The sequence below is a fragment of the Pseudomonas sp. NFIX28 genome (assembly GCF_900107395.1).
Classification (GTDB): Bacteria; Pseudomonadota; Gammaproteobacteria; order Pseudomonadales; family Pseudomonadaceae; genus Aquipseudomonas.
Genome location: NZ_FNPW01000001.1, coordinates 727,356 through 739,092, shown reverse-complemented (window position 1 = coordinate 739,092; position 11,737 = coordinate 727,356). Strand labels below are relative to the sequence as shown.

At 66.7% G+C, this 11,737-nt stretch carries 10 protein-coding genes; 5 read left to right on the top strand and 5 right to left on the bottom strand.

Going from position 1 to position 11,737, the window contains the following annotated elements; translation table 11 throughout:
* Nucleotides 1-312 precede the first annotated feature (312 nt).
* The 4 genes from BLV20_RS03195 (at nucleotide 313) to BLV20_RS03180 (ending at nucleotide 4,478) form a co-directional block, all read left to right on the top strand.
* Entirely contained in the window at nucleotides 313-1,101 is a 789-nt protein-coding gene (locus BLV20_RS03195) for a substrate-binding periplasmic protein (protein ID WP_092296824.1), read from the top strand.
* 157 nt (nucleotides 1,102-1,258) lie between these two features.
* Nucleotides 1,259-1,693: a nuclear transport factor 2 family protein gene (locus tag BLV20_RS03190; protein WP_092296821.1), complete on the top strand. Its 435-nt coding sequence runs from the start codon at nucleotides 1,259-1,261 to the stop codon at nucleotides 1,691-1,693.
* Between the two features lie 124 nt (nucleotides 1,694-1,817).
* The gene (gene ppk2 / locus BLV20_RS03185; RefSeq protein WP_092296818.1) at nucleotides 1,818-2,639 is read left to right on the top strand and encodes a polyphosphate kinase 2; all 822 of its coding nucleotides are present in this window, start codon (nucleotides 1,818-1,820) and stop codon (nucleotides 2,637-2,639) included.
* A 48-nt stretch (nucleotides 2,640-2,687) separates the two neighbouring features.
* Nucleotides 2,688-4,478, top strand: a complete 1,791-nt coding sequence (locus tag BLV20_RS03180; protein WP_092296815.1) for a SulP family inorganic anion transporter — start codon at nucleotides 2,688-2,690, stop codon at nucleotides 4,476-4,478.
* 54 nt (nucleotides 4,479-4,532) lie between these two features.
* On the opposite strand, the gene BLV20_RS03175 is transcribed toward BLV20_RS03180, so the two are convergent.
* The 5 genes from BLV20_RS03175 to BLV20_RS03150 form a co-directional block, all read right to left on the bottom strand.
* The gene (locus tag BLV20_RS03175) at nucleotides 4,533-5,555 is read right to left on the bottom strand and encodes an XdhC family protein (RefSeq protein WP_092296811.1); all 1,023 of its coding nucleotides are present in this window, start codon (nucleotides 5,553-5,555) and stop codon (nucleotides 4,533-4,535) included.
* Between the two features lie 81 nt (nucleotides 5,556-5,636).
* Nucleotides 5,637-6,989 carry a c-type cytochrome gene (locus BLV20_RS03170; RefSeq protein WP_092296808.1) on the bottom strand — a complete coding sequence of 451 codons (1,353 nt, stop codon included), beginning with the start codon at nucleotides 6,987-6,989 and terminating at the stop codon, nucleotides 5,637-5,639.
* Between the two features lie 16 nt (nucleotides 6,990-7,005).
* On the bottom strand, nucleotides 7,006-9,255 hold the full coding sequence (locus tag BLV20_RS03165) for a xanthine dehydrogenase family protein molybdopterin-binding subunit (protein ID WP_092296805.1): 2,250 nt from the start codon (nucleotides 9,253-9,255) through the stop codon (nucleotides 7,006-7,008).
* On the bottom strand, nucleotides 9,255-9,719 hold the full coding sequence (locus BLV20_RS03160; RefSeq protein WP_092296802.1) for a (2Fe-2S)-binding protein: 465 nt from the start codon (nucleotides 9,717-9,719) through the stop codon (nucleotides 9,255-9,257). Before BLV20_RS03160 ends, BLV20_RS03165 begins: the two co-directional genes overlap by 1 nt.
* Nucleotides 9,720-10,182: 463 nt before the next feature.
* A complete protein-coding gene (locus tag BLV20_RS03150; protein ID WP_092296796.1) occupies nucleotides 10,183-10,842 on the bottom strand; it encodes an O-methyltransferase in 660 nt (219 codons plus the stop codon).
* Nucleotides 10,843-10,970: 128 nt separating this feature from the next.
* Between BLV20_RS03150 and BLV20_RS03145 the strand changes: the two genes are divergently transcribed.
* Nucleotides 10,971-11,609, top strand: coding sequence for a TetR/AcrR family transcriptional regulator (locus tag BLV20_RS03145; protein WP_092296793.1), 639 nt, complete (start codon nucleotides 10,971-10,973; stop codon nucleotides 11,607-11,609).
* The last annotated feature ends 128 nt before the right edge of the window (nucleotides 11,610-11,737 follow it).

Sequence of the window (11,737 nt, the reverse complement as noted above, 5' to 3'; positions counted from 1 at the left end):
CGCGGCGGCAAGTCACGCGCGCGCGCGGTCGGTCAGTGGACGCTCCGTCCGGGCGTCTTGACACGTTTGCCCCGTGCGACCCAGGCGAGCGATACGACCCTTGCCGAGGCCCTGGCGTTCCCGGCGTATACTCCGGCGCGCTTGCAGCGGCGGGCATCGTTTGCCCGAAGTCAAACAATGTGGAAAAAAGCCGGCGCAACAGTCCTGGCAGCCGGTACAAGCAGGACGCGGGCAGCGACACTGTTCTACCCTCCACGGCGGATACCACCGGCCCCCTCATAATCAATAAAAAGCCAACAAGAGGCTCGTTGTGTGATTGATAGAACACCAGCCAAAGGCGTCGCTCTTTTCAGCCTGCTACTGCCGCTATGGCTGGGAACGGTTCCCGGCCTCGCGGCGCATCCTTCCCTCGAGCTCCTCCTGCCGGACGCGCCGCCCCTGACCATGGTCAACCAGGGCGAGCGTCACGGGATTGTCGGCGACGTGGTTGTACGGGCGCTGAAGCAGGCCGGGTATGCCAGCGAGCCCAGGACCCTGCCGTGGGCCCGGGCGCAAAAATACGCCATGGAAAAGACCAATGTCCTGCTCGCGCCGCTCAGCCGGACCCCCGAGCGGGAAAACCACTACACCTGGATTGCCCCGGTCATGCAGATGGACAGGGCGTTTTTCAGCCTCGAGCATAAAGTCGCGGACTTCGACGAAGCCCGGCGCCGCTTCAAGGTGATCGCGGTGGGCCTGGGCAGCGCCCAGGAAGAAATCCTGCGCAGCAAAGGCTTCGCCCCGCAGCAGGTGTATGCCATGAAAATCGGCGAGAACCCCGCGCAACTCCTGCTCAAGGGCCGGGTGGACGCCTGGTTCAACGGCGTGCAGGAAAGCCGGTATATCTGGCAGCGGGTCTCCAGCCGGCCGTTGCTGATGAGCCCGCCGCTGGTGAGCCATGAGCTTTACCTTGCCTGTTCCAGGGTTTGCGACGCCGATGTCGTGGCCCAGCTGGCCAAGGCCATCGACGCCATGCGCCGTGACGGCACCGTCGAGCAAATCAAAAGCCGCTATATCGATAACGGCCCGGCGATGCAGCCGCCAAGACCCGGCAAACCGTGATTGAAGGGGTTGCCCGGGTGGGGCGCTGCCGTTGCCGATTGCTCGCTGCGATCAATCAAGTGTCACTTGCGATCATTGTTGCCGGCTGCGCCCGGCGCTTATCGTGACCCGGTCAATCAGTTCCCCGTGCAACCCCGACAAGCGACAGGAGAACCCCATGTCCGATCTGCAACTGCAGCCCCAGGCTGCCGCCTCCTTGCAACGCTGGCACGCCATGCTGGCCCAGGGCGACCTCGGCGCCTTGCCCGAGCTGCTGGATTCGAAAGTGCTATTCCGTTCGCCCATGGCCCACACCCCGTACCCGGGCGTGCCGGTGGTCTCGACCATTCTCAATACCGTGAGCAAGGTCTTCAGCGACTTCGCCTATCACCGTGAGCTGGTCAGCGCCGACGGCTTGAACGTGGTGCTGGAGTTCAGCGCGCGGGTCGACGATCGGCAGCTCAAGGGCATCGACATGATCCGCTTCGACGAGGCGGGCAAGATCGTCGAGTTCGAAGTGATGATCCGCCCCATGAGCGGCCTGCAGGCGCTGGGCGAGGAAATGGCGCGGCGCCTGGCGCCCTATCTGGCGGCGAACAAGCCGTCGAGCTGAACGCCCGCAAGGCACGCGCCGGGTTGCTGCAATGGCCGGCGAAGGCGTTGCATCGCCAGCCCCGTGCAGGCGCGATCATCGACTAGACTCAGCCGATCGATAACGCCGACACGAGGTTCTGGTCATGGCAAAAAGCAAGAAGAGCGCCGCCAAGGGCGTATCCGTCGAACCGGAGAAACTGGCCAAGAAAGACTATGAGGAGCAACTGCGCAAGCTGCATGTCGAGCTGGTGAAGCTGCAGGAATGGGTGCGCGAAAAGGGCGTCAAGATCTGCGTGGTCTTCGAGGGTCGCGATGGCGCGGGCAAGGGCGGGACCATCAAGGCCCTCACCGAGCGCGTGAGCCCGCGGGTATTCCGGGTCGTCGCGCTGCCGGCGCCGAACGACCGCGAGAAGAGCCAGATGTACCTGCAACGTTACCTGCCGCATTTGCCGGCGGCGGGCGAGGTGGTGATCTTCGACCGCAGTTGGTACAACCGCGCCGGCGTCGAGCGGGTGATGGGCTTTTGCAGCGAAGAGCAGGCCACCAGCTTCCTCAAGGCGGTGCCCCTGGTGGAACGGGCGATCGTCGACTCGGGCATCATCCTGCTCAAGTACTGGCTGGAGGTCAGCCCGGAAGAACAGACCCGCCGGCTCGAGGCGCGGATCAAGGACGGACGCAAGATCTGGAAGCTCAGCCCCATGGACCTCAAGTCATACAGCCGCTGGTATGACTACTCCCGCGCCCGCGATGCGATGTTCAAGGCCACCGATACCGAACATGGCCCCTGGCTGGTGGCCGACTCCAACGACAAGCGCCGTGCGCGGCTGAATATCATTTCCGACCTGCTCAGCCGCGTGCCCTACAAGGAAGTGCCACGGGAAAAAGTGGTATTGCCCAAGCGCCAGAAAGCGGGCGGTTATCGCGAGCCGGATTATCCGTTGCGGCGTATTCCCGAGCCGTTCTGAGCCGGCTCCCGAGCCGATCCGCGCCGCACAGCACAGGGCCACCGTCCCATGAACCATTCGGGTTCTTCGCCTCCCGCTCCGGAACCCGGGCGCATTGCCCGGCGTGACAGCGGCACCGTCGCGCATCGCTGGAGCCGCTGGCTACCGGGGCTGCACATGCTGCGCGAATACCGGATGGCCTGGTTGCGCCACGACTTCGTGGCCGGCCTGGTGCTGACCACCATGCTGGTGCCGGTGGGCATTGCCTACGCGGTAGCGTCGGGCCTGCCGGGCATCTATGGGCTCTACGCGACCATCGTGCCGTTGCTCGCATATGCGCTGTTCGGCCCCAGCCGGATCCTGGTGCTGGGGCCGGATTCGTCGCTGGCCGCGGTGATCCTCGCCGTCGTCCTGCCGCTGTCGGGCGGCGACCCGCAGCGCGCGGTGGCGCTGGCCGGCATGATGGCGATCGTCGCGGGGGCGGTCTGCATCCTGGCCGGCCTGGCGCGCCTGGGGTTTGTCACGGAGCTGCTGTCCAAGCCGATCCGCTACGGATACATGAACGGCATCGCGCTGACGGTCTTGATCAGCCAGTTGCCGAAATTCTTCGGCTTTTCGGTCGAAGTCGACGGGCCATTGAGAAACCTCTGGGCGATCATCGAAGCCGTGTGGGATGGCAAGACCAATTGGAGCGCCTTCATGGTCGGCGCGGCGACCCTGGCGGTGATCCTGGTGTTTCGCAACAGCAAGCGGGTGCCGGGCATTTTGATCGCCGTCACCGCGGCGACTGTCGCGGTCGCCGTGCTGGACCTGTCGGCGCGGGCCGGGGTGTCGGTCCTTGGCTCGCTGCCACAGGGCTTGCCCGCATTCGCCATTCCCTGGATCCGCCCTGACGATGTGGTGCCGGTGCTGATCGGCGGTTGCGCCGTGGCCCTGGTTTCGTTCGCCGACACCAGCGTGCTCTCGCGGGTGTATGCGGCGCGGACCCGCACCTATGTCGACCCCAACCAGGAAATGGTCGGCCTGGGCATCGCCAACCTGGCCGCCGGGCTGTTCCAGGGTTTTGCGATCAGCAGCAGCTCGTCGCGCACCCCGGTGGCCGAGGCGGCGGGCGCCAAGACCCAACTGACCGGGGTCGTTGGAGCGCTGGCCGTGGCCCTGCTGCTGGTGATGGCGCCGGACCTGTTGCAGGACCTGCCCACCAGCGCCCTGGCCGCGGTGGTGATCGCCTCCGCCATCGGCCTGATCGAGGTCAGCGACCTGCGGCGGATTTATCGAATCCAGCAATGGGAGTTCTGGCTGTCTATCGTCTGCACCATCGGCGTGGCCGTGCTGGGGGCGATCGAGGGGATCGGGCTGGCCATCGTGATCGCGGTCATCGAGTTTCTGTGGGATGGATGGCGCCCTTATTCGGCCGTGCTGGGACGGGTAGACGGGATCAAGGGCTATCACGACATCACCCGCTACCCCGAGGCGCGGTTGATTCCCGGTCTGGTGCTGTTTCGCTGGGATGCCCCGTTGTTCTTCGCCAACGCCGAACTGTTCCACGACCGCGTGCTGGACGCGGTGGCCGCATCGCCGACACCGGTGCGCTGGCTGGTGGTGGCGGCGCAACCGGTGACCAGCGTCGATGTGACGTCCGCCGACATGCTTGCGGAACTGGACGACACGCTGCACGGGGCCGGCATCAAGCTGTGCGTGGCCGAGATGAAGGACCCGGTCAAGGACAAGTTGAAGCGCTTCGGGCTGTTCGCCCGGCTGGGCGAGGCGGCGTTCTTTCCGACCATCGGCAACGCCGTCGACAGCTACCTGGCGATCCACCCGGTGCAGCGCGAGGCCTGGGAAGACGAGGAGCGCTGAGCGCAATACCGCCACTGATAGCGACCCATTCCGCGCTCGCCAGCGATGCCTCGATCAGGCCGCGGGCAACGCTCGCTCGCGGGCCTGCTTGGCTGTCGATATGTCGATGGCGCCGGGCAGGGCAATGCCGTTCTTGGCGGCGAGGATCTCGGCCATGACGCTCACGGCGATCTCGGCGGGTGTCTTGCTGCCGATGTAGATGCCGATCGGCCCGTGCAGGCGCCGCAGCGACGTCGCGGTTTCGCCGAAGTGCTCGATCAGGCGTTCGCGGCGCAGCTGGCTGTTGCGCCGCGAACCGATCGCACCGATGTAGAAGCCCGGGCGGTGCAGGGCCTCGAGCAAGGCCAGGTCGTCGAGCTTGGGGTCATGGCTGACGGCGACAATCGCCGTGCGCAGGTCTGGGGCAAAAGCGCGGACCACGTCGTCCGGCATGCCAACCAACTGCTCCACGCCGGCGACGTTCCAGCCGTCGATATATTCGGGCCGGGGGTCGCAGACCGCGACCCGGAAGCCATTGAACAGCGCCATGGTCGCCAGGTATTCGGCCAGGGCGCCGGCGCCGATCAGCAGCAGGCGGTAGCCGGGGCCCAGGGTGTTGATCATTTGCTGGCCATCGAAGACGAACTGCTCCGGGGTCGCACTGATGGCCAGCGACACCTGGCCGCTGCCCAGGTCCAGGCTGCGGCGCATCAGGTTGCCGGCGTTGAGCTGGGCCAGCAGCCGTTCGAGGGCATCCCTGGAGGGGGTGAATTCGAGGATCAGTTCCAGCGTGCCGCCACAGGGCAGGCCGAAGCGATGGGCTTCGTCGGCGCTGATGCCGTAGCGCACCATTTGCGGCGGCCCGTCCGGCAGGCCATTGCCGCCATAGGCGTTGGTGTAGCGGTGGATCAGGTCGTCCTCGATGCAACCTCCCGACACGCTGCCCACCACCCGACCATCACCGCGCAGGGCCATCATCGAGCCCACGGGGCGGGGCGAGGAGCCCCAGGTGCGGGCCACGGTGGCGAGCAGCACGCGGTGACCGGCCTGGAGCCAGTCATGGGCGGTGCTCAGGACCAGTAGATCGATGCTTTCCATGGGAACCTCGGTTGTTCATGGGAGGGGCTGCTGGCAGATCCGCTCCTGGCCAGGGGGATCGCCAGCATGTCGCTCCTGCTTTCAGCGCATGTGCAGGATGATCGGGCTGCTGCTGGCCGGGTCGGTATGCCCGCGCAGCTGGCCGACCGCTTGCGCGTCGACCGCGCCGCCCGAATTACCCCAGGTGCCGCGCACGAAGCTCAGGACCTCGGCGATTTCCCGGTCCGACAATTGCTCGCGAAAGGCCGGCATGCGGTAGGCATCCGGCACGCCGGCGGCAACGATCCGCTGCGAGCCGTTGAGGGTGATGTTGATCGCCGACGCGTTTTCCTTGGCCAGTGCCGAAGTGGCGCCCGCCAAAGGCGGCATCCACTCGGCCTGGCCCTGGCCGTCCAGGCCATGGCAGGAGGCGCAGCGGGTCACGTAGGTATGGGCGCCGGGGCTGTCCAGGCGGGCGGTGGCGGACACGGCCTGGTACTGCCAGGGCGCGCCGTCGCGCTGCGGATCGCCGGGCAGCGACTTGAGATAGCGGGCGATCGCGGCCAGGTCCTCGTCGGCCATGAATTGGGTGGAGTTGTTGAAGGCCTCGGTCATCGAGCCGTAGACCACCGCGTGCTGGTTACGCCCGGTCTTGAGGAACTGCACGATCTGCGGCTCGCTCCAGCGGCCCAGGCCGGTGTTGGAGTCCTGGCGCAGGCTGGGGGCATACCAGCCGTCGAGCAGGGCGCCAGCAAGGAACGGCGCGCCGGACTCGTCCAGGGCCTTCTCGTTGAACGCCAGGCCGCGCGGGGTGTGGCAGCTGCCGCAGTGGCCCGGCCCCTGGACGATGTAGGCGCCGCGGTTCCACAACGCATCCTGCGCCGGTTTGGCCGCGTAGGGCGTGCTCGGGGCGAACAGACCGTTCCACAGCACGATGGGCCAGCGCATGTTCAGCGGCCAGGGGATAGCGCTGGGGATGTTGGGCTGGCTGGCCGGTTGCACGCCTTTCATGAAGAACGCGTACAGCGCGCGCATGTCATCGTCGCTGAGCTTGACGTAGGACGGGTAGGGCATGGCCGGGTAGAGCCGCCGACCGCCCGGGGCGACGCCATGGCGCACGGCGCGGTCGAAGTCGGCCAGGCTGTAGGCACCGATGCCGGTGTCCCGGTCGGGGGTGACGTTGGTGGCGTGGATGGCGCCCAGCGGCGTGGCCATTTCCAGGCCGCCGGCGAAGGGCGCCTTGCCCGGCAGGCTGTGGCAGGCCACGCAATCGCTGACCCGGGCGACGTACTCGCCGCGGCTCACCAAGGCGGGGTCGAAGCGGGTCGCTGCGGCCTGTTCCTGCTCGAAGGGCGAGGCAGGCTCGCGGGTGACATACCAGGCCAGCAGGCCTGCCGCGACCAGGCACGGCAAGGCCAGCCAGCCTGCGGTTCTTGCGAATCGGCGGTTATTCATGGGCAGTCCTGGTCGGTCAGCTGAAGGTGTATCGGCTCAATGGCAGGCTACGGATGCGCTGGCCGGTCAGCCGCGCCACCGCGTTGGCCACCGCCGGCGCCACGGCGGGCAGCGGTGGTTCGCCGATGCCGCCCATCTTTTCGCCACTCTCGACAATCCGCACGTGCACCCGCGCCATGCGTGAAGGCGGCAGGATCGGGTACAGGTCGTAGTTGCGCGCCCGCGGCTTGCCGTCCACGTACACCGCTTCTTCCAACAACGCCTGGGACAGGCCCAGGGCCACGGCGCTATTGACCTGGGCCGCGACGATCGCCGGGTTGACGATGCTGCCCGGGTCGATGGCCTGCCAGATGTCGTGGACCTTGACCTGGCCGCCCTCAATCGACACTTCGGCGACCACTGCCGCCTCCGAGCCGAACGGCGAGGCCATGGCCACGCCACGAGCGCGCCGGCTGCCGTCCTCGGCGGTGAACGGGCCGCGCTTCCAGCCGCCGGACAGTTCGCCCACCGCCTGCAGCAGCGTGGTCAGGCGCGGGTTGTCACGCAGCAGGTGCAGGCGCAGCTCGAACGGATCGTGGCCGCCCCGGTCGGCCAGTTCGTCGAGGAACGCCTCGTAAAAGAAGTCGTTGAGCGAATTGCCCACCGAACGCCAGTAGCCGAGCATGGCCGGGCCCTTGACGTAGATCTGCCCGATACGCTTGTTGGCGATGGCGTAGGCCTTGCCCGACAGGCCTTCGAGGGCGGTGGGGTCGAGTTTTTCGCCCTGTTTGCCGGCGATGGCCTCGGTAGGGCCTTCGGTGGCGCTCACCGCTTCGATGGCCACGGGAAGGCCCTGGGCATCGAGTGCGGCACGGAACTTGACCACGGCCACGGGGCGCAGCACGTCACGCAGGAACTCTTCCTCGCGGCTCCAGATCAGCTTGATCGGCCGGCCCGTGGCCTTGGCCAAGGCAATCGCCTGCGGGTAGGGGCTGGCCGAGTCGTACAGGAAGTGCCGGCCAAAGAAGCCGCCCAGCAACGGCGAGTGCAGGGTGATTCGCGACGGATCGAGGCCGGTGCGCTTGGCGATGTCGTCGCGGAACATGTCCGGCGCCTGGTTGGGCAGCCAGATTTCCAGCGAGCCATCGGCGTTGAAGCGCGCCAGGGCCGAAGGCGGCTCCAACTGCGCGTGGTTGAGGTATTGATTGTGATAGGTCGCCTCGACCTGGGTCTTGGCGCTGTCCAGGGCGGCAGCCACATCGCCCTGGTTTTCTTCGTCGCGGGCCGGGCCTTGCTGGGCGGCCAGAACATCGCGAAAGGCATCGCTGGAGAAGTCCGCCGGCATCGGCCGCACCTTGGAATCGGCGCCCGGTTCCAGCCACTCGACCTGGACCGCCTCGACGGCGCGCTTGGCGTGCCACCAGCGTTCGGCCACCACGGCCACCGCGCCGGGCAACAAGTGAACGGAGTGCACGCCTTTCATGGCCTTGACCTGCGCCTCGTTGCGCAGGCTGCCCACCGTCATGCCCAGGCGCGGCGCGTGCTGCACGGCGGCGTGGAGCATGCCGTCAACCCGCATGTCGATGCTGTACAGGGCCTTGCCGGTGGATTTGTCGTAGGCATCGACGCGCCGCACCGGCTTGCCGATCCAGCGGAACTGGCTCGGGTCGCGCAGTTGCACGCTGGCCGGGTCTGGCACCGGCATGTCCAGGGCGCGACCGGCCAGTTCGCCGTAGCCCAGCGAACGCCCCGAGGCGACATGCAGCACTTTGCCGGGCTCGGTGCTCAGCTGGTTGACCGGCACGCCGAGCTGCTCGGCAGCGGCCTGCAACAGCATGGCCCGGGCGAGGGCGCCAAGGCGGCGCATGGCCGGGTAGCTCATGCGCACCGACATGCTGCCGCCGGTGATGCGCATGCCGTTTTCCATCACCACATAGGCTTCGCCGGGCGGCGCGGCCTCGACCACGAAGGTCGCGGGGTCGGCGTCCAGTTCCTCGCCGACGATCTGCGCCATGGCGGTGTGGGTGCCTTGTCCGCCCTCCATGAAGGGGCTGAGCAGGCGCACACTGCCGTCCGGGCGAATCTCCAGAAACGCCGGGACCTGAGTTCCGCGTGCAGCGGGGGTGGTCGTGGCGGCCAGGACCCTGGCCGAGCCGAGCGGCAGGCCGAAACCCACTACCAGCGCGCCGACGGCGGTACCGGCCAGGAAGCGCCGGCGGGACAGGTTGACCGGCTCGTCCAGCGCCAGGGCCAGGAGGTCTTCAGCGGAGTCGATGGGCTTGTTCATCAGGCGCTTTCCTTCTTGGCGAGCTGGGCGAGGTCATGCACGGCGGTGCGGATGGCGTTGTAGGTGCCGCATCGACACAGGTTGACCATGGCCGCCTGGATCTGCGCGTCGCTGGGAGCGGGGCTGTGCTTGAGCAGCGCGGTGGCCGCCATGACTTGGCCGGACTGGCAATAGCCGCATTGGGCCACCTGATGCTCGACCCAGGCGGCGACCACGCGCTTGCCGACTTCGTCGGTCTCGATGGCCTCGATGGTGGTGACCTCGCGGCCGACCACACCCGCCACCGGGGTCACGCAGGCGCGTACCACATTGCCGTCGACCAGCACCGAACATGCGCCGCATTGCGCCAGGCCGCAGCCGTACTTGGTGCCGGTCAGGCCCAGGTCATCGCGGATCACCCACAGCAACGGCGTGTCGGCGTCGGCATCGACCTGGTAGGTCTTTTGGTTGATTCGTAGTTCCATGGTTCACCTGCTGATCATCGGTGGCTGTCTGGTTATTTTTTGTGGCGCATTCCCGCTCGAGAACCCGGACCAGGGCCGCGGGCGGGCGAATCGGTGGTCTGCCCCGAGGCGCTGCGACAACGAAATGAACCGGTCGATGGCCCTGGCGATGTACAGGCCCTGGGTTCGATCGCGGCGCAGCAGGCGGGGGCGGGAAGGGGCGAGGTTGCTCGCCGCGCTAGCGGGGCTCAGGGCAGCCGGCTCCTCCTGGCCGGACTCTAGTCCAGGGAGGGCGGCTTTCCTATCCACGGGCCGGCAAGTCCAGAGGATCAGGCAAGTATTCAAGCGGATTGTGCTACGAAGGCGAGCATGCCCCCTCGATCGAGGCCAGAAATGCCGCGTCCGGCCATGCGCAAAAGGGCCGTTAAAGGCGGAAGGCCCTGGCGAGCCTTCCGAACACCGATGACCTGTCGCGCAGGTCGCTTCAGCCCAGCCGCATCGACAGCTCCACGTCTTCGCCGAAGGGCACGGACAGATAGCCGCTGCCTGGCGAGCGCACGCGTTTCAGGTAGTCCGGGCTGTAATCGGTGTTGTCGGCGACGATCAGTGCGCCCGGCCGCAGGCGGCTCTCGACCAGGGCCAGGATGTCGGCATACAGCGCCTTGGCGCCGTCGAGCAACAGCAGGTCGATGGATTCGGGAAGGTCGGTCGCCAGGGTCTTGAGCGCATCGCCCTCGCGGATCTCCACCAGGTCATCGACGCCGCCCTCGAGCAGGTGCTGGCGTGCGCGTTGCACCTTGGACGCCTCGAACTCGCTGCCGATCAGGCGACCGCCGCCGTTGTCGCGGATGGCCGCGGCCAGGTGCAGGGTCGAGATGCCGAAGGAGGTGCCGAACTCGACGATGTATCGCGCCCGTGTGCTGCGCGCCAGCATGTACAGCAGCCCGCCGGTCTCCCGTGAAACCGGCAGCCAGAAGTCCTTCAGACGGCCATAGAAATCCAGGTAGTCGGTCTTGCTGTGCATCAGGCGCTCGCGTTCCTCGTGGGAGAGATCGGCGATGGCCGGGCTGGTGGCCGTGTGGGCCTGCTCGAACAGGCGATCGAGCAAGGGCGCGAGCGGGGAAGTCGTCAGTGTGCTGGTCATGAGTGCTCCGATGCGAAGTGGACGCCTTGCGGCGCGCGGCTAAAATGCGATCAATTCGTCGCATTTAGAGAGTATGAGCAAGTGAACGCATCCGCTATTCGCATTGGCGCAGGCCACGTGGTGGCCTTATGAGCAATCGCCGGACCCCACAGGTTTGCTCGCGTAAACACCCGCAACAGGCCCGCTCGACGGAGCTTGTGGCGGCGATCCTGCAAGCCGCTACTCAGGTTTTGGCCGTGGAGGGCGCGCAGCGTTTCACCACGGCGCGGGTGGCCGAGAAGGCCGGCGTCAGTATCGGCTCGCTGTATCAGTACTTTCCGAACAAGGCGGCGATCCTGTTCCGGCTGCAAAGCGATGAGTGGCAACAGACCACGCAAATGCTGCGCGGCATTCTCGAGGATGTCCGCATGGCCCCGCTGGAGCGGCTGCGGGTGCTGGTCCGGGCCTTTATCCAGTCCGAATGCGAGGAAGCCAGGATGCGCGTGGCGCTCAACGACGCCGCGCCGCTGTATCGCGATGCCCCCGAAGCGCAGGCCGTGAGGGCAGAGGGCGAACGGATTTTCCAGGTTTTCATGGCGCAGGTGCTGCCCCAGGCGCCCCAGGCCACCCGGGCTTTGGCCGGCGAGCTGATTACCTGCACGCTCGGCAGCGTGGGCAAGGACTTTTCGGAAAACCCCCGCACCGTCACTGAGATCCAGGCCTACGCCGATGCCATGGCCGACATGTTCAGTGCCTATATCGGCCTTTTGGCGCGTCGTTGCGACTGAGCGCGAAGGCAAGCAGGGCGGCGGATGCAGTAGCTTGCGGGGTGGCTGGAGGAAGGGATTCTGGCCTTGACATGGCGGGCGATGATTGTCAATCAGAAGGATCTGAATGATATGTATTTACTTACAAA

Excerpts from the sequence above, each read along its gene's own strand:
- BLV20_RS03190 (WP_092296821.1), top strand. The coding sequence starts at position 1,259 with ATGTCCGATCTGCAACTGCAGCCCCAGGCTGCCGCCTCCTTGCAACGC.
- ppk2 (WP_092296818.1), top strand. The coding sequence starts at position 1,818 with ATGGCAAAAAGCAAGAAGAGCGCCGCCAAGGGCGTATCCGTCGAACCG.
- BLV20_RS03180 (WP_092296815.1), top strand. The coding sequence starts at position 2,688 with ATGAACCATTCGGGTTCTTCGCCTCCCGCTCCGGAACCCGGGCGCATT.
- BLV20_RS03175 (WP_092296811.1), bottom strand. The coding sequence starts at position 5,555 with ATGGAAAGCATCGATCTACTGGTCCTGAGCACCGCCCATGACTGGCTC.
- BLV20_RS03170 (WP_092296808.1), bottom strand. The coding sequence starts at position 6,989 with ATGAATAACCGCCGATTCGCAAGAACCGCAGGCTGGCTGGCCTTGCCG.
- BLV20_RS03165 (WP_092296805.1), bottom strand. The coding sequence starts at position 9,255 with ATGAACAAGCCCATCGACTCCGCTGAAGACCTCCTGGCCCTGGCGCTG.
- BLV20_RS03160 (WP_092296802.1), bottom strand. The coding sequence starts at position 9,719 with ATGGAACTACGAATCAACCAAAAGACCTACCAGGTCGATGCCGACGCC.
- BLV20_RS03150 (WP_092296796.1), bottom strand. The coding sequence starts at position 10,842 with ATGACCAGCACACTGACGACTTCCCCGCTCGCGCCCTTGCTCGATCGC.
- BLV20_RS03145 (WP_092296793.1), top strand. The coding sequence starts at position 10,971 with ATGAGCAATCGCCGGACCCCACAGGTTTGCTCGCGTAAACACCCGCAA.